The organism is Streptomyces sp. NPDC002265, assembly GCF_040296125.1.
Lineage (GTDB): Bacteria > Actinomycetota > Actinomycetes > Streptomycetales > Streptomycetaceae > Streptomyces.
The window spans coordinates 1-22,798 of record NZ_JBEOWS010000080.1 but is presented as its reverse complement, the minus strand read 5'-3'; the positions used below and the strand labels follow the sequence as shown (position 1 = coordinate 22,798).

The window sequence follows — 22,798 nt, the reverse complement described above, 5'->3', positions numbered from 1 at the left end:
CCTTCCGGCCCCTCGGCACCGCTGACGGCGAGGAGGTCGGCCGACATGCGAACCCGCATACGCTTGCGGCGCCTGCGGCGCAGTGCGCTGCGGCGGCGCTCGGACGTCATCGAGGTGTGGACGGCGCTGCTCGTGACCGTCCTGCTGTGTCTGGGCGCGCCCCTGGCCGGGATCGGCGCCGGCTGGTGGGCGCACGGCGAGGCGCGGGCGCTCGCCGCGGCCCAGCGCGCGGAACGCCACCGGGTGCGCGCCGAGGTGACCGGACAGACGCCCGACACCCTGCCGTCCCTGGACGCCGGGCGGCGGCAGACGTATCGCGTGGCCGTGCGCTGGACGGAGCACGACGGCCGGGTGCGTACCGCCATGGCGCGGGTTCCGGCCGGGACGCTCCGCGGCGACGTGGTCGACGTGTGGTTCGACGCGCAGGGCCGCGGCGTCGGGCCGCCGCAGGGCCGGACGGCCGTCTGGCAGCACACGCTCACCTCGGGGGTGTGTGCGGCGGGCGGCGCCGCCGCTCTCGTGCTCCTCGGGCAGGGCGTGGTCCGCCGGGTGGCCATGCGGCACCGGATGGCCGAGTGGGAACAGGACTGGGCGCGCACCGAACCGGAGTGGACACGACGCCACCAGTCGTGACCCCGGCCCCCTCTCCGTTGAACCGTTTCACGAGGCCTGGCGCCCGCCGCGCACGCGCACGTACGGTGTGATCACCCGTACGTTCCGTTCGCACCCAAGGCGGTTCTCGATGGCCCTGTTCGACCTCGCTCTCGACGAGCTCCGTGAGTACCGCAGCGGGTCCACCGAGCCTGCCGACTTCGACGCGTTCTGGTCGAAGACGTTGCAGCAGGCACGCGAGCACGACCTGGACGCCCGCTTCGAGCCGGTCGACACGGGCCTTGCCACGGTGCGGGTGTACGACGTGACGTTCGCCGGGTTCGGCGGCCACCCGGTGAAGGCCTGGCTGACGCTGCCCGCCGCGGCCGAGGAGCCGCTGCCGCTGGTGGTGGAGTTCGTCGGGTACGGCGGCGGGCGCGGCCTGCCGCACGAGCACCTGCTGTGGGCGTCGACGGGCCGTGCCCACTTCGTCATGGACACCCGCGGCCAGGGCAGCGCGTGGGGCGGCGGCGGTGGCACCGCCGACCCGGTGGGCGGGGCGCCCGCGTATCCCGGATTCATGACCCGGGGCATCGACGCGCCCGAGAACTATTACTACCGGCGGGTGTTCACGGACGCGGTGCGGGCCGTCGAGGCCGCCCGGTCGCACCCGCTGGCCGACGCGGCGCGCACGGTCGCGCTCGGCGCCAGCCAGGGCGGCGGCATCACCCTCGCCGTGGGCGGCCTGGTCCCGGACCTGGTCGCGGTCGCCCCCGACGTGCCGTTCCTGTGCGACTTCCCGCGCGCGACCACGCTGACGGACCGTCACCCCTACCGGGAGGTCGGCCTCTTCCTCAAGACGCACCGCGGCCGCGGCGAGGACGCCCTGCGTACCCTGTCCTACTTCGACGGCGTGCACTTCGCGGCCCGGGGCCGGGCTCCGGCGCTGTTCTCGGCGGCCCTGGAGGACCAGACCTGCCCGCCCTCGACGGTCTTCGCGGCCTTCAACGCCTGGGCGCACGACGACAAGGCGATCGAGGTGTACGACTTCAACGACCACGAGGGCGGCGGCCCGTACCAGGAAGCGGCCAAGGTGCGCTGGCTGCGGTCGTACGCCTGAGTCTCCGGGCGGGGACAGGGGCGGCCGCAGGCGGCCTTCCCTCCAGTCCGACCAGTCGGTACGTTCTGGGGGCCCGGGCCGCGGCGGTGCGGTCCGGCGATCCGCAGGACGACGGAGGACACATGTCCGAGCAGCACGAGCCACGGGTCCAGGGCCACTGCGACGCACGTTTCGCGGCGGTGCGCACGGCGTTCGAGGAGAACTTCCGCGAGCGCGGCGAGCTGGGCGCCGCGGTGACCGTCACCCTCGACGGCCGGACCGTGGCCGATCTGTGGGGCGGCTGGGCCGACCCGGCGCGCACCCGGCCGTGGCAGCGGGACACCCTGGTCAACGTGTGGTCGACGACGAAGGGGCCGGTGGCCCTGTGCGCGCACGTCCTCGCCGACCGGGGACTGCTCGACCTCGACGCGCCGGTGGCCGCGTACTGGCCCGAGTTCGCGGCGGCGGGCAAGGAGCGGGTGCTCGTACGGCATCTGCTGTCGCATCGCGCGGGCCTGGCCGGTCTGCGCGAGCGGCACACTCCCGCCGAGTTGTACGACTGGGAGCTGACCACCCGCCGGCTCGCGGCGACCGAACCGTGGTGGGAGCCGGGGACGCGGTCGGGGTATCACGCGCTGACCTTCGGGCACCTGGTCGGCGAGGTGGTGCGGCGGGTGTCGGGGCTGCTGCCGGGCGCCTTCCTGGAGCGGGAGCTGACCGGGCCGCTGGGGGCCGACTTCACCGTCGGCCTGCCGGAGAAGGAGGCCGGACGGGCGGCCGAGCTGGTGCCTCCGCCGGCCGCGCCGAGCAGCGAACGGGCGGCGGTCTTCAGCCAGTTGGCACCCGTGGCGGTCGCTGCCCTGACCAATCCGCCGGTGGGTGCGGCGGAGGCCAACTCTCCCGAGTGGCGGGCCGCGGGGATCCCCGCGGCGAACGGGCACGGAACGGCCCGGGCCGTCGCCGCGCTGTACGGGATCCTCGCGGGCCGGGGCACCTTCGACGGCCGTCGCATCCTGTCCCCGGAGGCGGCCGAGCGGGTGCGCGAGGGGCAGGGCAGCTGCCGCGACCTGGTCATCGGGGCCGGTTTCGCCCAGGACACCGAGGCCGGGCTCGGGCTGTGGCTCAGCGGCCCGAACGGCTCGTACGGGCCCAACCCGAGAGCCGTCGGGCACGACGGCTTCGGCGGGTCCTGCGGCCTGGCCGATCCGGAGGCGGGGCTGTCCCTGGGATACGTCATGAACCGGATGGGGTCGAGGATCGCCGACGACCCACGGAAGATGGCGCTGGTCGAGGCCGCGTACAGCGCGCTCTGACGCCGCGCGGGGTGCTGTGGCGGGTGGGGGGCGTGGGTCGGTTTCGGCCGAACCTGCGGACCGGCCTTCCCTACTGGTTTAGACCAATGGTAGATGTGGTCGCGCAATGAGCTCGCACGGCTACGTCTTGTCACCATAGGAGGCGCGGCATGGCCCGCACCACCCCCCACGACCCCGCCCACCCGCGAACCGACGACCCCACGCCGACCGCGGTCCGCACACGGACCGACGGCCGCACACGGACCGACGGCCGCGCATGGACCGACAGCCCAGCACGGTCAGACGACCCCGCACGGGCCGACGACCGCGCACGACCCGCGGACCGGACACCGGCCGACGGCGGGACCCTGTACTGGCAGGTCGCCACCGCGTTGCTCGGCGAGCTGCGGGACGGGACCATCCCGCCCGGTGGACGTCTGCCGGGTGAACGACGGCTCGCCGAGCGCTTCGGCGTCAGCAGGCTGACCGTCCGGCAGGCGCTGGAGGTGCTGCGGCACGACGGCCTGGTCGCCACCGATCGGCGCGGCAGTCACGCCACCCTGACGGGCCGCCCGCTGGAGGACCCGGCCTCGCTCGCCTTCCCGGTCGGCGTCCGCAGCCCGGATCCCGGCACCGTCGACCGGGCCACCGTCGCCTGGGAGCCGCCCCCGCCGGACCACGCCCACGCCCTGGGCCTCGCCCCGCACCATCCGACCCTCGTGCACCGCTACGAGTGGACCGCCGCGGACGGGGGCGGCGGACGCTCGGCCGTGACCTCGTTCTCCGCCGTGGCGCTGTCCGAGGTGGCGGAGCTCGGCCGCTATCGCTACCGGGCCGACGGCACCGCCGCGGCCCAGCTGCGCCTGGCCTACGACTGGATGCGCAGGGCGGGCCTGACCCTGCACCACCGCGACTCCATCACCCGGCTGGACGGCGCGCCCTCGGTGCGGGTGACCCGGCGCGTCCACGACCAGTACGCGCGCCCGCGGGAGATCACGGACCTGGTCGTGGACGCACGGCAGGACGCCCTGGTGTACGAGTTCACGGTGCCGGCGGCCGGCTGACCGACCGGCCCGCCGGGGGCGCGCATCCGATCGGCCCCAGGTGCGGCGGCGGGACCCTCACGGCCGGACGGCCGCCGCCCTGCGGGGCCGTTCGGCCGTGACCAGCCGGGCGCGCGGGCTGCCGTCGCGCCGTCGCCCGAACTCGGGCAGCGCCTGGAGGCTCATGCGCAGCCCGGCACCCGCCAGTTCCCGCCGTATCCGCCCGAGCCCGAAGGCGCGGTAGTACATGACGAACGGCGGCCGCCACACCGCGTTGCGCACCCGCATCGCCGCGTCGAAACCGGCCAGCGTCCAGAACGCCGGGGACGACGGGCGCGGCGGGGCGACCACGGGGAACACGAAGCGGCCGCCGGGCCGCAGCACGGAGTGGACCTGGGCGAACAGGCCCGGCAGCTCAGGGGGCAGGAAGTGCCCGAACGCCCCGAAGCTCACCACCAGGTCGAAGGCGGGGCCGAACGGCAGGGCGCGGGCGTCGGCCCGCACCCAGGAGACCCGCGGCCCCGCCCCCGCGGTGCGCCCGCGGGCCTGCGCGAGCATCCCCGCGCTGAAGTCGAGGCCGGTGACGCTCCTGCGGCACACCCGGGTCAGCACGTCCACCCCGGCGCCCGTGCCGCAGCACAGGTCGAGGCCGTCGTCCACGGGGCCGTCCCACTCCAGTGCGGACGCCACCGCGTCGAGCACGGAGTCCGGGGTGCGGAACGGGGTGTGGTCGAACTTGGGGGCGAGCAGGTCGTAGCCGTGCTCGACGGAGGACAGCGCCTGGACGGCGAGTTCTCGCAGGCTGGGGCCTTCGGGGCTGAACATCCCGATCAGCGTAGAGGAATCCGTCCGTGGACACGCTGACGACCGGTGACTACTCTGACCCACCAATACTCAACTAATTGACTATGGGGTGATCCGATGCGCGCGTTCCGCGAGGCGGTCGAGGCGGGCGATCTCGATGCCGTGGAGGCACTGCTGGCCGAGGACGTCGTCTTCAGCAGCCCGGCGGTGTTCAAGCCGTACCAGGGCAAGGCGATCACCGCGGCGATCCTGCGCACCGTCGCCGGTGTCTTCGAGGACTTCCGCTACGACCGTGAGCTCACGTCGGCCGACGGCCGTGACCACGCGCTGGTCTTCAACGCGCGCGTGGACGACCGGGAGCTCAGCGGCTGCGACTTCATCCATGTCGACGAGGACGGTCTGATCGACGCGTTCACGGTCATGGTGCGCCCGCTGTCCGGCCTCCAGGCCCTGGCGGCGGCCATGGGTGCGCAGTTCGACCGGATCGCGAAGGAGGCGCAGGCGCGCTCCGTCTGATCAGCGCGCCTGCACCGACTCTCGGGCCACCGTGAGGCTGACGGCTCCGGTGCGGGTCGTGCCGGGTTCGGCTCCGTCCACCACCCCGGGTCCCGCACCGCGGGGGTCACGCCGGGCGGCACTCGGTGAGCCGCCGCTCCAGGAACCGGCGCTCCGGCGCGTTCCGTACGAGCTCCAGCGCCCGCTCGTAGGCCTCGGCGGCCTCCAGCGGGCGCCCCGCGCGGCGCAGCAGGTCGGCGCGGGTGGCCGGGAGCAGGTGGTAGTCCGTCAGGTCGCCCTCCCGCTCCAGTTCGGCGACCAGCGCCAGGCCCCGGTCCGGCCCTTCGGCCATGCCGACGGCGAACGCGCGGTTGAGCCGGACCACGGGGGTGGGCACCTGGCGCAGCAGTTCGCCGTACAGGGCGGCGACGTCGGCCCAGTCGGTCTCGGCGGCGGTGGCCGCGGTGGTGTGGCAGGCCGCGATGGCCGCCTGGATCCGGTACGGGCCGGGACGGCCCCGGCGCAGGGCGCTCTCCAGGAGACGTGTGCCCTCCTCGACGGCCGGCCGGTCCCATCGGGTGCGGTCCTGGTCCTCCAGGCCGACCGGGTCGCCGGCCGCGTCCACCCGGGTGGCCCGACGGGCGTGGTGCAGCAGCAGAAGGGCCAGCAGACCGAGCGCCTCGGGCTCGTCGGGCATGAGCCGGGCCAGCAGCCGGGCCAGCCGGATCGCCTCCGCGCACAGGTCGGTACGGACCAGGTCGGCGCCGTCGGTCGCCGCGTACCCCTCGTTGAAGAGCAGGTAGAGCACGCCGAGCACGCCGGTGGTGCGCTCGGGCAGCAGATGCGCGGGCGGCACCCGGTACGGGATGCCCGCGTTGCGGATCTTGCGTTTGGCCCGGACCAGGCGCTGCGCCATCGTCGCCTCCGGGACGAGGAAGGCACGGGCGATCTCCGCCGTGGTGAGCCCCGCGAGGGTGCGCAGGGTCAGGGCCACCCGGGCCTCGATCGGCAGGGCCGGGTGGCAGCAGGTGAAGACCAGCCGCAGCCGGTCGTCGGTGACCCCGCTGCCCTCGTCTGGGTCTTCGGGGCCGTGCGGGTCGTCGGTGCGCGTGAGCACGGCCAGCTCCTCCAACTTCTGCGCCCCGACCGCCGCCCGGCGCAGTACGTCGAGGGCGCGGTGGCGGGCGGTGGTGGTCAGCCAGGCGCCGGGGCGGCGCGGCACACCGTCGCGCCGCCACCGGTCCAGGGCCTGGGCGAAGGCGTCCTGGGCGCACTCCTCGGCGAGGTCCCAGTCACCGGTCAGCCGGATGAGCCCGGCGACGACCTGGCCCCATTCCTCGCGGAAGGCGGCGGCGACCGCCTCCGTGACGTCCTGGTCCGTCACTCCCACACCGGCCGCACCTCCACCGCGGCACCGCCGCACGCCCTGGAGTGCGCGGCGGCGAGGGCGATGGCCTCGTCGAGGTCGGCGGCTTCGACGAGGTCGAGCCCGGCGACATGACCGGCCGGGCCGCGGTCCGGGAACGGGCCGGACGGGCCGTCTGCGAGGTCCGGGTACGGGCCGTCGCCGAGCAGGATCTCGTCGGCCTCGGCACGCACGGTGGTGGCGTCGGCGGCCGGGCGCAGCCAGGTGCCGCCGCGCATCCGGCCGGGCCCGGTCCGCCCGTCGTCGGCCGGCGGCACGCAGACCAGCAGGGCGTACCTCACGACCCGCCGTCCGCGGGGGCCGAGACGTGCTCGTGGGCGATCAGCCAGCGCTCGCCGACGGCGCGGTAGCCGGTGGTCACGTGCAGGGTCCGGTCCAGCGGGGTGCCGTCGGCCCGGTCGGCGCGGATCCGGACCAGGGCGTGGGCGAAGGCGACGCTCTCGTCGACGCGCAGGCGGAAGGAGAGCACCTCGCGGCGCACCGGGCCGACGAGATCCGCGTAGGCGGCCTGCTGGGTCTTGCGCAGGGCCTCGGTGTCGAGGGGGCTGGGGCCGCCGTCCGGCAGGACGATCCCGGCGTCGGCCGTGTAGCAGGCCAGGGCCCGCTCGACGTCCCGCTGCCCGGCGGCCCCGGTCAGTTCGGCGTCGAGGCGGCGGATCGCGCCCTCGGCGTCCTCGTCCTCCCAGTAGGGGCGTACCTCCATGGCCCCGATCGTGGCCACCGGGTGCTTCGCGGCGGCAGCGACCGCCTCCTCCAGGCTGTCGCACTCCAGGACGTCGTAACCGGCGACGTACTCCTTCGTCTCGGCGAACGGGCCGTCGGTGCGCAGCACCTCGCCGCCGCGCACCCGCACGGTGACCGCGTCCGCGGGACTGGCGAGGCGATGGCCGTGCAGCCGTACGCCGCGTTCGGCACCGAGTTCCTCGACCCAGGGTTCGACGGGTGCCATGTCCGAGGCGTCGGCGGTGTCGTCCCCGCAGACCAGCAGCATGTACTTCATGGTTCCTCCCGGTACTCACGAGCTTCCTACACCCCACCGACGAACGGCACGCCGCCGGATCGACACCCGGGGCGGAAAAAAAGCGGGAGGCCGGGTGCTCCGCCGGTTCACAGCAGTCCGCGCAGCACCTCGGCGAAGCCCTTGGGGTGGGTGATGTTGCCGTTGTGGCCGCCGGGGAAGTGGACGAGTCCGGTGCGGAGTCCGGCGGAGAGTTCCTCGGCGCAGCGGTAGTCGAAGACCGTGCGCGGGGTGGTGAGTCCGGCCCCGGGCACGATGCGGACGGGTCCGTTCTTCAGGGCGGTCAGTTCGTGGGCGGTGAGTTCGGCGTTCCGCATGGCCAGGGCGTCGTGCTCGATGAAGAAGCGGAAGTCGGCCTCGCGTGAGGCGTCCAACGGGGCGAGCCGGGCGCCGGTTCGCTCTCCTGGCGGGCGGGGTCGATGCCGAGCAGCTCGCCGATCCGGCGCACCCCGGCGAGCCAGCCGTCGCGCCGGAAGACGAGACGCATCTCGTCCAGCTCGCGGTGTGTGCGCAGCCGTTCGGCGTCCGGCAGCAGACCGGGAATGGCGGGCTCGTGGGCGACGAGCACGGCCAGCCGGCCGGGGTGGTGCCGGGCGAGGCGGAGCCCGATGACCGCCCCCATGCTGCATCCCAGCATCCGGGCGGGTTCGTCGGTGAGGTGGGCGAGCAGCCGGTCCACGTCGTCGACGTGCTCGTCGAGGGTGGCGCCGCGCGCGGGTTCGTCGAGGACGCTGCGGGACAGCCCGCGGCGGTCGTACGTCACCACGGCGTGGCGGCCGACGAGGTGGTCGACCATCGCGTCGCTGCGGTTGGCGTCGCCCTCGCCGCTCTGGGAGACGAGCAACAGCGGACCGCTGCCGCGGACTTCGTAGTGGAGGGTGGCGCCGGGGACGGCCAGGGCGGCCTTGTGTACGGCGGTCATGACGGACTCCTTCGTCGACGTGCCACCCCGGACGTCGAGGTGACACCCCGAACGTAATCCATCTTTTCTGATGCATCAAGACTGATGCATCAAGCTTGATACATCTCTATCGATACATCAACTCCGATGTAATCTGGGGCCATGAACGGAGTGGAACTGTTCCTCCTCGGCCGCACCCTGATGAAGATCGGCGAGGACGCCATCCCCACCGAGGGGCTGGCGGACTACGCCACCGGCACCCGGTCGATGCTGGTCGTGATGCTCGACGTGTACGCCCACCCGGACACCACCGTCGGCGAGATCGCGGCCCGTACGGGCCTGCCGCAGAGCGCGGTCTCCGGCTGCGTGGCCCGCCTCAGGGAGACGGGATCGGTGCTCGCCGCGCCCGACCCCGCCGACCGCCGGCGCACCCTGCTGCGCCAGAACCCGGAGGTCGAGGGCCGTCGCGCGGAGGTCGCGGCCACACCGGTCGACGGGGCGCTCGGCACCGCGCTCGGCACCGAGGACGCCGAGGAGATCGCGCGGACGGTGGCCCTGCTGGAGCAGCTCGCCGCACGGCTGTCACCCGGGATTCCGGGCCGCCCGCGCTGAGTTCACCTGCGGCGGCCCGGCCCGCCGGCCGTCAGGCCCACCCTCTGCGGGCGGCGATCCAGCCGAGCTGAATACGGCTCTCCGCCCCCGCCTTGAGCATCAGTTCACCGATCCGGCGCTGCACCGTGCGCCGGGAGACGCCGAGCTGGCCCGCAGCGGCCTGGTCGGTGAGACCGGCGAGGACGAGGGCGAGGACACGGGTGTCCATCTCGTCCAGACCGTCCGGGCGGGCCTCCGTGACACCGTCGCCGTCCACCGTGTTGGGCGACAGCGGATAGGCCCGCTCCCAGGCGAGTTCGAAGTAGGCGATCAACGCCTCCAGCATCCCGGAGTGGTGCACCAGGATCGAGGCGGGGGCCGTACGGCGGCCGGGCAGCAGCGGGAGCATGGCCAGTTCACGGTCGGCGATCATGAACTTCACCGGGACCGACTCGGCGACGCTGACCTGCTGGCCGGACGCCAGGGCGGCCAGGGCCTCACCGACCATGCCGGGCTGACCGAGCATGTCGCGCTGCACGATGGTGCGGTAGAGGACACCGCGGCGCACCCCGGCGTGTTCGGCGGTGTTGTGCTCGCGCCGCACGACGGTGGACTCGGGCACCATCATGGCCCGGATCTCGCTCCGGGCGGACTCCTGGAGCTGCATGAAGCGGTGCCGTACCGCGGCGGGGTCGGTGATGACCTCGACGATGCTGCCGCCCGACGCCGCGTTGCGGTACTCCTCCGTGAGCGCGAGCAGCGCCTCCTCGGCGGCCCGCAGGTCGTCACGGCGCTGCCGCAGCGTTCCGCCGAGTGCGACGGCCGGGGGCGAGGCGGTGAAGACCGTGACCGGGCCGGGCTCGCCGTCGGCGGCGTCCGGGGCCGCCGCGGCCAGGCCGCGGGCGGCCAGCGCGGTGAGCAGTTTCAGCGTCTCGCCGGACGCCCGGCGGGTCTCGTCGGCGAGCTGGTCGGCGGTGGCGCCCGCCCGCGACACCAGGAGACGGTAGATCTCCTCCTCGGCCGGGCCGAGCCCGAGCACCGAGAGCACGGGACCTCCTCGTGATCGGTGAAGTCCCCACGAGGATACGGAGGCTGCCGGTCCGTCAGTCATCGGGGGTGTGACCCGACGCGAGGCGACAGCCCCCGTATCCCCTCCGTGGCCGCCTACTTCAGGCCGTAGGCGCGGATCACCTCCTGGGTGATGCGGTTGCCCGCGTCGTCCCAGCCCTCGGCCTTGAGCGACACATAGCCGTGGTGCGGGGCGTCGTAACGGGCGGTCCAGGTACCGGACTTGCCCTTCGTCTCGACCGGGGTCCAGGTCACGCCGTCGTCGTAGGAGACCGACAGTGCCGCGCCCTGGATCTTTCCGGCGCCCGCCGCGCCGTCGAGGTGATGCGGGGTGAGCCGGAGCGTCTGGCGGCCGCCACGGGCGTCGCCCGCCAGGTCGGTGTCGACGCCGTAGTCCATCTGGAGCACCGCCACCCGGTCGATCACCGTCGGGTCGGTGACCGGGTCGGACTTCACCTGCCACACCGTGTGGGTGCGGGGGGACAGCCGGTAGGTGTCCGCGTCGCGCTCGGCGGTCAGGTCGAGGGTGTAGACCGAGGGGGCGGTCGGCGGCCTGGTGATGGTGGTGGCCGACGAGCTGACGGTCTTGAGCAGGACACCGTCCTGGTACACCGTCAGGCTGGTCTTCGCGGGACCACTGGGCTGGATGACGCCGCCGTGGCCTTCACCGCTGTCGGACCAGGGCTGGATGTTGAACGCGAGCGAGGTCTTCTGGCGCTGCGACCACCAGTAGGTGCCCCCGTTGGCGGGGTGGGTCACCGGCCTGAACCAGTCGTGGACCTGGAACGAGCCGGGCTTGTACGTGGTGCGCGTGCTCTGGCTGGACAGGAGCACCCCCGGCCCGGTGCCCATGCTCTCGACCCACTGCGTGCCCGCCTGCGCCGAGACGTAGTCGGTGCGGGTGCCGGGCATGTCCTGGCGCAGCAGGTACCCGGAGCCGTACTTGCGGTACGGACGGAAGCCGGACCGCCACTCGCCGCTCGGCGTGGTGGTGGCGCCGTGGAACCGCATCTCCACCGTGGCCAGTTCGGACGGACGGGGACGGTAGGTCAGCCCGGTGGACGGGATCTGGCCGGGGTGTGGGTCCGAAAGGTCGTACACGTACGGGGAGTTGGGCACGCCCTCGACGTCCAGCCGCAGCCGGCCGCGCCTGGCGTCGGCGATCAGTGAGGCCCCGTTCCGCGCGGTCACGGAGAACACGGGCACGGCGCTGCCGACGGACTCGATCAGCTTGCCCGGCTCGTCGTTGACCACGAGCAGCAGTGCGGCCCCGGCGCCGGCCGCCGCCTGCGCCCGCTGCGCGGCGGTGAGCACGTCCGAGCGGGTCACCAGCGCGACCTTGCCCTTGACGTTCAGCCCGGCGTACTCGGCGGGGGTGCCGGTGCCCGCGTAGACCGCGTCCAGGCGCTTGTGCCCGTCGTACCTCGCGGAGCCGGCCTGGGCGTTGACCTGGACGGGCCTGCCGTCGTCGGTGACGGTGAGCAGCGGGAGAGCCTTGCGCCAGCGGGTCTCGTACTCGAAGGTGCCCTGGGTCGTCCTGCGGGTGGGCAGTACGAACATGCTGTCGTAGGTGGAGGCGAGCAGGTACTGCACCTCCACGACGCCCACGCCGTACGAGTTGGCCGCCTGGCCGTCCGCCCGGTACCAGTTCATGGACAGCGCCCGGTCCTCGGTGCGGCGCGGGACCTGCGCGGTGACCTCACGGGTGCGGCTCGCGTCGAGGTCGACGGTCCGGTCCTGGTCGAGGACGACCTCCGGGTCGCCCATCAGCGCCATGCCGAGCGAGTCGGCGCCGTGGCTGCCGGGCACGTCCTGGTACGTCAGGAGGCTGTAGGTGCCCTCGCGCATACGCAGGTCGAGCTTGCCGCTCTCGTCGATGGTCACGCTGTACGGGTCCTCGGTGCTGCCGAGGCGCTGGATCTCGACCCAGCCCGCGGCCGGCTTGCCGGAACGGTCCTTCAGGGTGACGTGCAGGGTGTGGCGGGTGTCCTCGCGGTACAGGCCCACCTGGGTGCGGGTGAGCGTGGCGCCGGAGCCGTCCGTGGCGGTGATCTGGCCGAGGTAGCGGCGGCCGTCGGCGCCCAGGCTCGGCCTGGCGGTCGCGGTGACCGTCGCGGTGCCGTGCGCGGGCACGGTCACGGTGTCGGCGGAAAGGGAGAACATCCCGTCCGGGGCCGGGGTGCCCTTGCCCGCGGTCGGGTCGGTGTCGTACGGGCCGCCCGCGACGGAGGCGTTCAGCGCCAGGTGCAGCTCGGCGTCGGTGTCACCGGTGTTGGTGTACGTCACCGTGCGGTCGACCGGCGTGGAGTCGCTGTGCGGCCAGGAGTCGATGCCGAAGTACGCCGAGCCGGTCGCGGTCACCGTGGCGGCGGACGCGGCGGAGAGATCGACGCGGCCGGAGCCCACCTGGTAGGCGGTGTACGCCGTCAGCTGCTTGGACGTGCTCATCAGCGCGTCCTTGAGCTGCCGCGCCTTCCAGTCGGGGTGCTCCTGGGCGAGGATCGCGGCGGCTCCGGCGACGTGCGGGGTCGCCATGGAGGTGCCGCTCATCGTCTGGTACCAGCCGGTCGCGGCGCTGCCGCCGGCCTTGGCGGCGAGCACGTTGACGCCGGGGGCGGAGATGTCGGGCTTGAGGGCGTAGTCGTTCAGGCGCGGGCCCTGGGAGGAGAACGACGCCCGCTTGTCGTTGGAGTCCACGGCGGCGACGGTCAGCGCCTCGTCGGCGACGCCGGGGGTACCCATGCTCGCCTCGCTGCTGTAGTTGCCGGCGGCGATCACGAAGAGCGCGCCGCTCTCCTCGGTGAGCTTGTTGACCGTCTGGCTCATCGGGTCGGTGCCGTCGGACGGGTCGGACGAGCCGAGGCTCATGCTGACGACGCGGGCGCCGTGGCCGACGGCCCACTCCATGCCGGAGATGATCCAGGAGTCCTGGCCGTAGCCGGCGTTCGAGAGGACCTTGCCGATCATCAGGTCGGCGCCGGGCGCCACACCCTTCTCGGCGCCGTCGGAGGCGGCTCCGCTGCCGCCGACGGTGGAGGCGGTGTGGGTGCCGTGGCCGTGGCCGTCCTGGACGGTCTCGTCGGGCACGAAGCTCTGCGTCTCGCCGATCCGGCCGTTCAGGTCGGGGTGGTCGAGGTCGGCTCCGGTGTCGAGCACGGCGACCTTGACGCCCTTGCCGTCGTAGCCCTTCGCCCACGCGGTGTCCGCGCCGATCTGCGCGGTGGTGTCCTTCAGGGTGGCCTTGACCTTGCCGTCCAGCCAGATCTTGGACAGGCCGTCGCCCAGCTCGGCCGCGGGAGCGTCGCCGGTGGTGGAGGGGGCGGGGGTGGGAGCGGCGGCCGCGGGCGCGACCGACTTCCACACCGTCCGGGCGTGTTTCTTCGCGGCCCGGACGGACGCGCCGCGGATGGTCGGCAGGGAGCGCACCTCGGTGGCGCCGGCGGGTGTGGTCCGGTCGGCGGTGGCGGTCCTGGCGCCGTAGCTCAGGATCAGCGGGATGCCGTCGCTGTGGGCGTCGTCGTAGCCCTGCTCGATGAGGTCGGTGACGTCGAACAGCCGCCGGTCGAGGCGGTTCGCGGCCAGGTAGGGCAGCACCTCGTCCGGGTAGACGTAGAGGTCGCCGCCGACGATCTCGGTGCGCACACCGCCGGTGGCGCCGCTCGGGCGGGTCACGTCGGCGGTCTGCTTGCCGCCGCCGGCCTGCGTGACGCGTACGACGTCACCGGTGAGCAGGGTGACGGTGTGTACGCCGGTGTCCGTGGTGTCCGCCGCCGCGGCGGGGTGGGCCGCGTCCGCACTCACCGGCACGCTCGCCGCCGCGGGGCCGGTCGGCCCGGCCAGTGACGTCAGGACGGCCACGGTGCCGACCGCCGCCGCGAGTGCCCGCCGACGTCTGCGACGGGGAGGTATGAGGGAAGTCATGCTGCGGTTCCTACCGGTCGCAAACCGGCGGGGGGAACAGCAGACCGGTGGCGCGAAAGCGCCACGTCCCACATGTGCCACCGTGCTCTATATGCTTGCGGACTACGGGAGTTGACCGCCAAGGGGCCTGCCGCAGGCCTTCCCGGCCGGCCCGGCGGACGCCCCGTACCGTCGGCCCGCGACCGCCCGCGGACAGCCGCGCCCGGGGTCCCGACGATCAGTCAGATGCCGCACACCACACACACGAAGGCACCGCGCGTGCTACAGTGCAGTGAGCATCAGTGCACGCCCTTCATGGGCGCCGATGCCGATCCATCCCTCTCCGCTGTTCCGCCCCTTCCCTTGCCGGCAGGCGCGCCAGCTCTTCCGCACCACCTCGCCGACGCCGCCGTACTGCTCGCGCAGACGGCTCTTCCGCCGCCCGGGGCGCGGTTCCCGCCGCCCGGAGACGCGCCCGACCGCCTCTCCCTTCGCGGCCCTTCCCCTCTCCCTCACGCATGTCCCATGCCGCCGTCCGCGAAAGGACCGCACCCGATGACCACCACACTTCCGCACCCTCCCCTCCGGCAGCAGACCCCCGCCGCCCCGGCCGTCACCGGTGTCCTCGACATCGACGCGGGCGGGAAGGGGCACCTGCGCGCCGCGGACTGCCTGCCCACCCCCGGGGACCTCCAGGTCTCCCCCGCCCTGATCCGCCGCCACGGCCTGCGCAAGGGCGACCTCGTGGAAGGGGTGCGCGGCGACAGCCGCACCCTCGCCGAGGTCGAACGCGTCGACGGCCGTACGCCCGCAGAGCCGCGCCGCCGCCGGAACTTCGCGGACCTCACCCCGCTGCACCCGCACGAGCGGCTGCGGCTGGAGCACCCCGCGTCCGGGCTCACCGGCCGGGTCATGGATCTGCTCGCCCCCGTCGGCAAGGGCCAGCGCGGGCTCGTCGTGGCTCCGCCGAAAACCGGCAAGACCGTGCTGATCCAGCAGATCGCGGCCGCGGTCGCCGGGAACCACCCGGAGTGCTGTTTGATGGTCGTCCTGCTCGACGAGCGCCCCGAGGAAGTCACCGACATGCGGCGCTCCGTGCGCGGTGAGGTGTACGCCTCGACCTTCGACCGGACGCCCCGGCAGCACATCGCGCTGGCCGAGCTCGTCGTCGAACGGGCCAAGCGGCTGGTCGAGGCGGGCGAGGACGTCGTCGTCCTGCTCGACTCGCTGACCCGGCTGTGCCGGGCGCACAACAACGCCGCCGGCGCGGGCGGCCGCACCCTCAGCGGCGGTGTCGACGCGGCCGCGCTGCACGGGCCCAAGCGGCTCTTCGGCGCCGCCCGTCAGGCCGAGGAGGGCGGCTCGCTCACCATCCTCGCCACCGCCCTGGTCGAGACCGGATCCCGCGCCGACGACCTGTTCTTCGAGGAGCTCAAGAGCACCGGCAACATGGAACTGCGCCTGGACCGCGAACTCGCCGCGCGCCGGGTGTTCCCGGCGGTCGAGATCGCCGCCTCCGGCACCCGCCGCGAGGAACTCCTTTTGTCCCCGGCCGAGTTGGCCGCGACGCGCGGACTGCGCCGCGCCCTGCTGACCCGCGACGGCCACGCGAACCTGGAGACCCTCCTGGAGCGGCTGCGCGCGACCCCGGACAACGCGGCCTTCCTGCGCCGGATCCAGCCGACGCTGCCCGACGCCTGAGCCGTCCGGCCCTCCCCCGTGTGCGGCATCCGGGTGCTCGCGGGGCGCGTTCGGCCCTCACAGCGCGACCCGGGCGTGGTCCGTTTCTAGGTTTGCAGTATGACAATCGGATTCTCACCTCGGTTGGCTCGATCGGCCTGCGCGCTCTGTGCCGCGGGCGTGCTCGCCCTCGCACCCGTGGCAACGGCTGCCGGAGCGGACTCCGGGACCGGAACGGCCTCCGGGGCGAGCTCGGCACCCGAAGCCGGCTCCGGGGCGAGCTCGGCACCCGAAGCCGGCTCCGAGGCCGCGGTAGGTGCGCGGCCCGGGGCGGCGCAGCCCGATCTGCTGCGACAGCCCGGCACGCAGGTCCGGCTCCGTCCCGGAGCACCCGAGGTCCCGGAGGTCTCCGCGCTGTCCTGGACGGTGGCCGACGCCCGCACCGGCGAGGTCCTCGCCGCCCACGACGCGCACCGCCGGCTGCCGCCCGCCAGCACCCTGAAGACCCTGTTCGCCCTGACGGTGCTGCCGCTGCTGCCCGGCAGCCTGCAACACACGGTGCAGCCGAAGGAGCTGGAAGGCATCGGAGCGGGCAGCAGCCTCGTCGGGGTCGAGGCAGGAGACACCTACCGGATCGCCGACCTGTGGCGCGGTGTGTTCCTCAACTCCGGCAACGACGCCGTGCACGTACTGGCCTCGCTCAGCGGGGGCTGGGACACCACGGCCGCCCTCATGCAGACGAAGGCCCGCACCCTCGGCGCCCTCGACACCCACGTCGTCTCCCCCGACGGCTACGACACACCGGGCCAGGTCTCCTCCGCGTACGACCTTGCCGTGTTCGGCCGGGAGGGGCTGCGCAACAAGGAGTTCGCGCAGTACTGCCGCACGGCCGAGGCCCGCTTCCCGGGCCGCGCCGGTTCGTCGTTCGGGATCGCGAACACGAACCGGCTGCTCACCGGCAAGGACGGGGTGGCGCCGTACCCGGGGCTGATCGGCATCAAGAACGGTTACACCAGCAACGCCGGGAACACGCTCGTCGCCGCCGCGAAGCGGAACGGACGCACCCTGGTCGTCACGGTGATGAACCCTCAGGAGGGCGGCGGTTTGGCGGTGTACGAGGAGGCCCGCGCGCTGCTCGACTGGGGGTTCGAGGCGGACGGCCGGGTCGACCCCGTGGGGTCGCTGGACGTGCCGCGGCCCGCGCCGAACGCCGGCTCCACCGCGCTGCCGAACGACGGATCCACCGCGGTACCGAGCGCCGACTCCACCGCGGTACCGAGCGCCGGTTCCACCGCGGTTCCGCACGCCGGATCGACCGCGGTACCGCGCGCCGGATCGACGGCGGTACCGCGCGCCGGCTCCACGGCGGTGCCGCTCGCCGGTCCCGTCGCCTCCGAGGGCCGGGCCGGGCGGCTGCGGACCTGGGTGATGCCGGGAGCCGCGGGCCTCGGCGCGGGCGCGCTGGCACTGGTGCTGACGCTGACGGTGCTGCGGTGGAAGGAATCGCGTACGCCACGGGTCTGACCGACCGGCAGCCACAGCAGCAGGCCCAGGGTGATCCACGCGTAGGTGTTGCCGCCGACGAAGCCGCCCATGCCGGAGGAGTCGTCGAACCAGAGCCACACCACACTGCTGCACAGCACCGTGTAGAGGGCGCCCGCGACCCGCGGGTGCCCGCTGCGCACCAGGACCACGAAGGACGGCAGCAGCCACACGAGATGGTGCACCCAGGTGATCGGACTGACCAGGCAGGCGGTCAGCCCGGTGAGCGCGAAGGCCGCCTGCCAGTCACCGGCCGCCACCGCCCGCCGGGACCGCAGCGCCCACACGGCCAGCACCGCCAGCACCAGCGCGGCCCAGACCGCGCGGTCCAGGACACCCAGGCGGGCCAGGATCCCCTGGAGGGACTGGTTGGAGATGTAGTCGAGACGGCCCACCCGGGTGGTGTCCCACAGCGCCTCGGTCCAGTAGAAACGCGAGGCGTCCGGGTCCACCTGAGCGGCCAGCGCGGTCGCCGCGGCCGCGACCGCCGTCGCCACCGCCGCGGCCCGCCACCGCCGGGCCACCAGCAGCAGGCCGATGAACAGCGCGGGCGTCAGCTTGACCGCCGCCGCGAGACCGATGCCCACACCCGCCCAGCGGCCCCGCCCGGTGGCCAGCAGCCAGCCGTCGGCGAGGACGAGCGCCAGCAGGAGCACGTTCACCTGGCCGAAGCTGAAGGTGTCCCGCAGTGGCTCGAACAGGGCCAGGGCGCACAGCGCCAGGGCGCAGCCGTACCAGCCGTGGCGACGCCAGGCCCGGCCGGTGAGCATCCGCAGGACCGCCGCCAGGGCCAGCAGGTTCAGCAGCAGGGCCACGACGACGGCGGTGTGCAGACCGAGCAAGGCCATCGGCAGCATGACGACGGCCGCGAACGGCGGGTAGGTGAAGCCGTAGGTCGTGCCGGGCACCTGGTAGTCGTAGATCCGGCCGCCGTGGTGCATCCAGCTGTCGACCGTGCCGTAGTAGACGCGCAGGTCGAACCAGTCGCGCAGCAGGGGGACCGTGGCGGTGAAGAGGGCCACGGCGGACGCGAGGGCCAGGACGACCAGGAGCCGGGCCGCGTCGGTGCGAGGTGATCTCATGCCGTCCGTCCGAGAGCCGGTGCGTGTGCCGCCAGATGGGCCTGCCACAGGACGACCAGGGCGAGGGCTCCGCCCGAGACCGCCAGCACCAGTTGCCCGACGTCGGCCGGTCCGCCGCTGGGCAGCACGGCCAGCGCCAGCACCGCGGTCACGGCCGCCACCCGGTGGCGTACCGAGGTGCTGGGCGCGGCGGCGGCTATGAGGAACAGACCCCACAGGGCGTACCAGGGACGGATCGCCGGGCCGAAGGCGGCCACCGTGGCAAGGCTCAGGCCGAGCGCGTACACGGGGTGCGGGCGCAGCCGCCACCAGATGGCGAGGACCACGATCCCGGTCACGGCGAGGCCGAGCAGGTGCCAGGCGGGCATCGCCAGCGGCGCCAGGTCGCTGCCGAGCCGCTCCAGCAGGGCTCCGGTGGCGCTGCCCAACAGGCTGGTCAGCGCCCAGTTGTGCGGGGAGACCGGGGTTCCCAGGGCGCCGGTCCAGCCGTATCCGGTGCCCGCGACCGCGGTCGCGGCGACCGTGGTGGCGGCGCAGGCGGCCGTCGTCGTCACCAGGGCGCGGGCCGGACGGCGGCCCGCCCGGATCTGGAGCATCACCACCGCGGCGAGTCCGAGCGCCGCCGGTGCCTTGACCAGCGCCGCGAGGGTGACCAGGACCGCCCCCAGGATCGGCCAGGCACCGAGGGCCGCGACCAGGCCGAGCCCCAGCAGCCCGAGCATGATCGCGTCGTTGTGGGCGCCCGCGACCAGGTGCAGCAGGACCAGCGGATTCAGTACGCCCAGCCACAGGGCGGCGCCCGGGTCGGCCCCGCAGTGGCGGGCCAGACGGGGCAGCGCGGCCGCCATCAGGGCCACCCCGAACAGGGCGACCAGCCGCATGCCGATCAGTCCGGCGGGGAGTTCGCCCCGGGTCAGACCGGACAGCACGGAGGCGACGCCGAGGAACACCGGACCGTAGGGGGCCGCGGTGTGCTGCCACAGCGGGGCGACCTCCTCCGCGAGCGGGCCGCCCAGTTGTGCGGGGCCGTGTGTGTAGACGTTGATGTGGGCGTCGACCATCGCGCCCTGGGCCAGATAGCTGTAGACGTCCCGGCTGAACAGCGGCGGCGCGATCAGCAGCGGCGCCGCCCAGACGGCGAGCACCAGGAGCAGGGCGCGCGGGCTCGGCGGATCGGCGCTGCGGACCAGACGGCCCAGCAGCACCCAGGCCGCTATGAGCAGGACGACGCCGAAGTACACACCGATCAGGCCGACAGCGGCCTGGATCGAAGCCGGGGCGGGCAGTTCCCGGGCCGGCAGCGCACCGGCCGTCTCACCGCCCAACGCCAGGACGGCGGTACCGGCCAGGCCCAGAGCCTGGCAGCGGCGGAGATCGACGGGAAATGCCATGGCCAACACTCGCTCAGCGTGTCAACGCCGGATGGCCGGAAGGCGACACACCGCCTGCCACGCGGCGACCTGCGCGTGACCGCCGCGTGATCGGCTCCCGAAACCGCCGACCGACCTCGGACTTCCGTCCCCCGGAACACCGGACGGCCCGCGAACACAGGGCGAACCGAGGACGTCGGACGGACCGTCGGCATGGGACGGACCCTCGGTATGGGACGGACCGAGGACGCGGACGAGTCCGTCACCGTCGGACGGACCGCCGACCGTCGTCATGGGGCGGAGCGTCGACGTACGACGGACCGCCGCCGTGAGACGAACCGCCGCCGTGAGGCGAACCGCCGGGCCGTGAGACGGACCGGGCCGTCAGACGAACCGGGAGCTGCGGACCGGGCCGGCCGAGCGGAGGCCGGTCCTGTTCCCCTGGAGCCAGGTGCCCCGCACGGCGGTCACGAAGTCCGCGAAGCGGTCGTCGGGGTCGGCGGGTGTGGCGCCGTCGCCCTCGTCGGGCGTCGCGTCGGCCGCCACGATCTCCGCGCAGACCTCTTCCGCGGGACGGTCGTCGGGCGCACCGTGCTCCGGCGTGCCGTCCTGCCCCGCCGCCAGATGTCCGTCCCAGGGCGCCCGCACCGACTGGTGGAGCAGGGTGACGCTGTCCGCGGTGACGACCGGCCAGTCGGTCCAGGAACTCGCGTGCTCGTGCAGCACCTGGCCGGGCGTCCGTTCCAGGAGCTGCCCGATGACCTCGGGGCCCTGGTCGGCACGGGCCACCTCGTCGAGGTCGTACGCGATGACGACGGTGTCCTGCCGGTCGGCGGCGAACTCCACGGCCGGCAGGTCCAGTATCTCCGCGGCGGCCAGGCCCAGGATGCGGCTGCCGCGGCCGGGCAGCAGCGACACCGAACGCGGGCGCGCCTCGGCGGCCGCCAGCACCGTGCGCAGCCGCAGCAGCCCGCGCAGGCACAGGTCGTGGCTGTCCTGGAGCCAGGCGAACCGTCCGGTCATCCCTACGTCGAAGCCGTACGGGGAGAGCGTCCCCAGGACCGTGCCGCCCATCACGAACTGCCAGCCCCGCAGGTCGCTGCGGTCCAGCGGAGTGACCGGCCCGGCCACCGCGGCCCGTTCCAGCATGCGGCGCTGGCGGTCCTGGGCCCCGAGCCAGATCTCGTCCTCCGGGTCCGGCAGCAGCCCGTACTGACGGCGGGCCAGCTCCAGGTCGCCCGCCATGAGGGCGTTGTAGACCAGCAGATAGCGGTCCGGCCAGTCGTTCAGGGCGCTCTCACGCACGTTCAGCGCGTCGGCGGCCTCGGGATGCCTGCCCTCGCGCTCGTACGCGGAGACGAGTTCACGCAGCACCGCCCCGGAGTCGGGCACCCGGTCGAGGGCCTGGCGCAGGGCGGGTATCGCCAGATAGGACACGCCGCGCTCAACGCACGCGTATCCGTAGGAGTAGAGCTCCTGCGCCCGGTCGGGGCGGGCGGCGAGCGCGGTCGCGGCGGTGTGCAGGTCGTCGAAGCCGGCCTCGCGGGCGGCCCGTGCGACGACGACGGCGACCTCGCCCGGCGGCAGGGGCTCGGCGTGCGCCCGCAGTGAGCGCAGGGCGCCGGGGATGTCTCCCTGGTCCAGGGATTCCCAGGCCTCGGTCAGCTCGGGAGAGTTCGGTCGGGGCTCCGCGGACTTGGGACGGCGGTTGCGGCGCGAGAACATATCCGCGATCTTCGCCGACCGTCCGAAACCCGTTCAACTGCTTTTCTGTGCGCGGACTTCGGGCTTGCTGTGAGATCAGAAGACCGACAGGCCGGTGAGTGTCGTGAAGCGGTCGAGCGCGGCCACCCCGGCCACCGAGTTGCCGCGCTCGTCCAGCCCGGGGCTCCAGACGCACAGCGTGCAGCGGCCCGGTACCACGGCGATGATGCCGCCGCCCACGCCGCTCTTGCCGGGCAGGCCCACGCGGTAGGCGAAGTCGCCCGCCGCGTCGTAGGTGCCGCAGGTCAGCATGACCGCGTTGACCTGCTTGGCCTGGCTGCGGGTGAGCAGCCGGGTGCCGTCGGCCCGGATGCCGTGCCGGGCCAGGAAGGAGGTCGCGAGGGCGAGATCGGCGCAGGAGGCCGTGATCGAGCACTGGCGGAAGTACTGGTCGAGCAGCAGGGGCACCGGGTTGTCGATGTTGCCGTAGGACGCCATGAAATGCGCGAGGGCCGCGTTACGGTCGCCGTACGCGGTCTCGGAGGCGGCGACCTCCTGGTCGAAGGACAGACCGGGGTTGCCGCTCTCGGCGCGCAGGAAGGTGAGCAGTTCGCCCGCCGCGTCACCGGTACGGGTCAGCAGGCGGTCGGTGACGACGAGCGCGCCGGCGTTGATGAACGGGTTGCGCGGGATGCCGTGCTCGTACTCCAGCTGTACCAGCGAGTTGAAGGGGTTGCCCGAGGGCTCGCGGCCCACGTGCTCCCACAGGGCGTCGCCCTCGCGGGCCAGGTCGAGGGCGAGGGTGAAGACCTTGGTGACGGACTGGGTGGAGAACGGCTCGCGCCACTCCCCCACCCCGTACACCGTGCCGTCCAGTTCAGCCACCGCCATCCCGAAGCTGCGGGGGTCGCGGGCGGCCAGTGCCGGGATGTAGTCGGCGGGCCGGCCGCGGCCGGGGGTGCGCTCGATCTCGTCGGCGATGCGCTCCAGCACCGGCTGGAACGTGAGGGACGACGTCGTCATGATCGCCATTCTCCCTCCGGACCGGTCCGGACGCGCCACCACGGGACGGACCGGGCCCGCCCCCGGCCCCGGCCCCGGCCCCGGCCCCGGCCCCGGCCTCAGGCTCCCAGCCCCCTGGCTCCCGGCGCCTGGTCGCCCCCGGTGCGGAGGCGCCGTCGGCCGGATGCGC

The 22,798-nt window shown here is 73.8% G+C and carries 19 protein-coding genes and 1 pseudogene; 8 read left to right on the top strand and 12 right to left on the bottom strand.

Features of this window, described 5'->3' with window-relative positions; all coding sequences use genetic code 11:
• Positions 1-45: 45 nt before the first annotated feature.
• The 4 genes from ABT085_RS16790 (at position 46) to ABT085_RS16775 (ending at position 4,046) form a co-directional block, all read left to right on the top strand.
• The gene (locus ABT085_RS16790) at positions 46-633 is read left to right on the top strand and encodes an Rv1733c family protein (RefSeq protein ID WP_351607557.1); all 588 of its coding nucleotides are present in this window, start codon (positions 46-48) and stop codon (positions 631-633) included.
• A gap of 109 nt (positions 634-742) precedes the next feature.
• Positions 743-1,711, top strand: coding sequence for an acetylxylan esterase (locus tag ABT085_RS16785; protein ID WP_351607554.1), 969 nt, complete (start codon positions 743-745; stop codon positions 1,709-1,711).
• A 122-nt stretch (positions 1,712-1,833) separates the two neighbouring features.
• Positions 1,834-3,003 (top strand): serine hydrolase domain-containing protein, encoded by a 1,170-nt coding sequence (locus ABT085_RS16780; RefSeq protein WP_351607551.1) that lies wholly within the window; start codon positions 1,834-1,836, stop codon positions 3,001-3,003.
• A 149-nt stretch (positions 3,004-3,152) separates the two neighbouring features.
• Complete coding sequence (locus ABT085_RS16775; RefSeq protein WP_351607548.1) at positions 3,153-4,046, top strand: GntR family transcriptional regulator; 894 nt, start codon at positions 3,153-3,155, stop codon at positions 4,044-4,046.
• Positions 4,047-4,103: 57 nt separating this feature from the next.
• Here ABT085_RS16775 and ABT085_RS16770 read toward each other — a convergent pair whose 3' ends face one another.
• Positions 4,104-4,850: a class I SAM-dependent methyltransferase gene (locus tag ABT085_RS16770; protein WP_351607545.1), complete on the bottom strand. Its 747-nt coding sequence runs from the start codon at positions 4,848-4,850 to the stop codon at positions 4,104-4,106.
• 96 nt (positions 4,851-4,946) lie between these two features.
• On the opposite strand from ABT085_RS16770, the gene ABT085_RS16765 reads away from it, so the two are divergent.
• Positions 4,947-5,345 carry a nuclear transport factor 2 family protein gene (locus tag ABT085_RS16765; protein WP_351607543.1) on the top strand — a complete coding sequence of 133 codons (399 nt, stop codon included), beginning with the start codon at positions 4,947-4,949 and terminating at the stop codon, positions 5,343-5,345.
• Between the two features lie 106 nt (positions 5,346-5,451).
• On the opposite strand, the gene ABT085_RS16760 is transcribed toward ABT085_RS16765, so the two are convergent.
• From ABT085_RS16760 to ABT085_RS16740, 5 genes are all read right to left on the bottom strand, one after another.
• Positions 5,452-6,714 carry an RNA polymerase sigma factor gene (locus ABT085_RS16760; protein ID WP_502982742.1) on the bottom strand — a complete coding sequence of 421 codons (1,263 nt, stop codon included), beginning with the start codon at positions 6,712-6,714 and terminating at the stop codon, positions 5,452-5,454.
• Positions 6,705-7,031 carry a YciI family protein gene (locus tag ABT085_RS16755; RefSeq protein WP_351607541.1) on the bottom strand — a complete coding sequence of 109 codons (327 nt, stop codon included), beginning with the start codon at positions 7,029-7,031 and terminating at the stop codon, positions 6,705-6,707. Before ABT085_RS16755 ends, ABT085_RS16760 begins: the two co-directional genes overlap by 10 nt.
• Positions 7,028-7,750 (bottom strand): YciI family protein, encoded by a 723-nt coding sequence (locus ABT085_RS16750; RefSeq protein WP_351607539.1) that lies wholly within the window; start codon positions 7,748-7,750, stop codon positions 7,028-7,030. The genes ABT085_RS16755 and ABT085_RS16750 overlap by 4 nt, the downstream gene beginning before the upstream one ends.
• 107 nt (positions 7,751-7,857) lie before the next feature.
• Positions 7,858-8,085, bottom strand: a complete 228-nt coding sequence (locus tag ABT085_RS16745; RefSeq protein WP_351607536.1) for a hypothetical protein — start codon at positions 8,083-8,085, stop codon at positions 7,858-7,860.
• The gene (locus ABT085_RS16740; RefSeq protein ID WP_351607533.1) at positions 8,052-8,690 is read right to left on the bottom strand and encodes an alpha/beta fold hydrolase; all 639 of its coding nucleotides are present in this window, start codon (positions 8,688-8,690) and stop codon (positions 8,052-8,054) included. Before ABT085_RS16740 ends, ABT085_RS16745 begins: the two co-directional genes overlap by 34 nt.
• A 141-nt stretch (positions 8,691-8,831) precedes the next feature.
• Here ABT085_RS16740 and ABT085_RS16735 point away from each other — a divergent pair, with 141 nt between their 5' ends.
• Complete coding sequence (locus tag ABT085_RS16735; protein ID WP_351607531.1) at positions 8,832-9,281, top strand: MarR family winged helix-turn-helix transcriptional regulator; 450 nt, start codon at positions 8,832-8,834, stop codon at positions 9,279-9,281.
• 31 nt (positions 9,282-9,312) lie between these two features.
• On the opposite strand, the gene ABT085_RS16730 is transcribed toward ABT085_RS16735, so the two are convergent.
• On the bottom strand, positions 9,313-10,308 hold the full coding sequence (locus ABT085_RS16730) for a helix-turn-helix domain-containing protein (RefSeq protein ID WP_351607529.1): 996 nt from the start codon (positions 10,306-10,308) through the stop codon (positions 9,313-9,315).
• Positions 10,309-10,424: 116 nt separating this feature from the next.
• Complete coding sequence (locus tag ABT085_RS16725; protein ID WP_351607526.1) at positions 10,425-14,249, bottom strand: S8 family serine peptidase; 3,825 nt, start codon at positions 14,247-14,249, stop codon at positions 10,425-10,427.
• Between the two features lie 534 nt (positions 14,250-14,783).
• Between ABT085_RS16725 and rho the strand changes: the two genes are divergently transcribed.
• Positions 14,784-15,929, top strand: a complete 1,146-nt coding sequence (rho, locus tag ABT085_RS16720; protein WP_351607523.1) for a transcription termination factor Rho — start codon at positions 14,784-14,786, stop codon at positions 15,927-15,929.
• A 99-nt stretch (positions 15,930-16,028) separates the two neighbouring features.
• Positions 16,029-16,937, top strand: a pseudogene (locus ABT085_RS16715) (D-alanyl-D-alanine carboxypeptidase); the annotation flags it as partial.
• Positions 16,938-16,996: 59 nt separating this feature from the next.
• Here ABT085_RS16715 and ABT085_RS16710 read toward each other — a convergent pair.
• The 4 genes from ABT085_RS16710 to ABT085_RS16695 all read right to left on the bottom strand — a co-directional run bounded on the left by ABT085_RS16710 (position 16,997) and on the right by ABT085_RS16695 (position 22,638).
• Positions 16,997-18,532 (bottom strand): glycosyltransferase 87 family protein, encoded by a 1,536-nt coding sequence (locus tag ABT085_RS16710; RefSeq protein ID WP_351607520.1) that lies wholly within the window; start codon positions 18,530-18,532, stop codon positions 16,997-16,999.
• On the bottom strand, positions 18,529-19,923 hold the full coding sequence (gene mptB, locus ABT085_RS16705) for a polyprenol phosphomannose-dependent alpha 1,6 mannosyltransferase MptB (RefSeq protein ID WP_351607517.1): 1,395 nt from the start codon (positions 19,921-19,923) through the stop codon (positions 18,529-18,531). The genes ABT085_RS16710 and mptB overlap by 4 nt, the downstream gene beginning before the upstream one ends.
• 363 nt (positions 19,924-20,286) lie before the next feature.
• A complete protein-coding gene (locus tag ABT085_RS16700; protein ID WP_351607514.1) occupies positions 20,287-21,627 on the bottom strand; it encodes a hypothetical protein in 1,341 nt (446 codons plus the stop codon).
• A gap of 75 nt (positions 21,628-21,702) precedes the next feature.
• The gene (locus ABT085_RS16695; protein ID WP_351607512.1) at positions 21,703-22,638 is read right to left on the bottom strand and encodes a glutaminase; all 936 of its coding nucleotides are present in this window, start codon (positions 22,636-22,638) and stop codon (positions 21,703-21,705) included.
• Between the last annotated feature and the right edge of the window lie 160 nt (positions 22,639-22,798).

Coding starts and splice junctions, on each gene's coding strand:
- ABT085_RS16750 (WP_351607539.1), bottom strand. CDS start 7,750: ATGAAGTACATGCTGCTGGTCTGCGGGGACGACACCGCCGACGCCTCG.
- ABT085_RS16745 (WP_351607536.1), bottom strand. CDS start 8,085: ATGCGGAACGCCGAACTCACCGCCCACGAACTGACCGCCCTGAAGAAC.
- ABT085_RS16740 (WP_351607533.1), bottom strand. CDS start 8,690: ATGACCGCCGTACACAAGGCCGCCCTGGCCGTCCCCGGCGCCACCCTC.
- ABT085_RS16790 (WP_351607557.1), top strand. CDS start 46: ATGCGAACCCGCATACGCTTGCGGCGCCTGCGGCGCAGTGCGCTGCGG.
- ABT085_RS16710 (WP_351607520.1), bottom strand. CDS start 18,532: ATGAGATCACCTCGCACCGACGCGGCCCGGCTCCTGGTCGTCCTGGCC.
- ABT085_RS16700 (WP_351607514.1), bottom strand. CDS start 21,627: ATGTTCTCGCGCCGCAACCGCCGTCCCAAGTCCGCGGAGCCCCGACCG.
- ABT085_RS16775 (WP_351607548.1), top strand. CDS start 3,153: ATGGCCCGCACCACCCCCCACGACCCCGCCCACCCGCGAACCGACGAC.
- ABT085_RS16770 (WP_351607545.1), bottom strand. CDS start 4,850: ATGTTCAGCCCCGAAGGCCCCAGCCTGCGAGAACTCGCCGTCCAGGCG.
- ABT085_RS16735 (WP_351607531.1), top strand. CDS start 8,832: ATGAACGGAGTGGAACTGTTCCTCCTCGGCCGCACCCTGATGAAGATC.
- ABT085_RS16780 (WP_351607551.1), top strand. CDS start 1,834: ATGTCCGAGCAGCACGAGCCACGGGTCCAGGGCCACTGCGACGCACGT.
- mptB (WP_351607517.1), bottom strand. CDS start 19,923: ATGGCATTTCCCGTCGATCTCCGCCGCTGCCAGGCTCTGGGCCTGGCC.
- ABT085_RS16785 (WP_351607554.1), top strand. CDS start 743: ATGGCCCTGTTCGACCTCGCTCTCGACGAGCTCCGTGAGTACCGCAGC.
- ABT085_RS16725 (WP_351607526.1), bottom strand. CDS start 14,249: ATGACTTCCCTCATACCTCCCCGTCGCAGACGTCGGCGGGCACTCGCG.
- ABT085_RS16765 (WP_351607543.1), top strand. CDS start 4,947: ATGCGCGCGTTCCGCGAGGCGGTCGAGGCGGGCGATCTCGATGCCGTG.
- rho (WP_351607523.1), top strand. CDS start 14,784: ATGACCACCACACTTCCGCACCCTCCCCTCCGGCAGCAGACCCCCGCC.
- ABT085_RS16695 (WP_351607512.1), bottom strand. CDS start 22,638: ATGGCGATCATGACGACGTCGTCCCTCACGTTCCAGCCGGTGCTGGAG.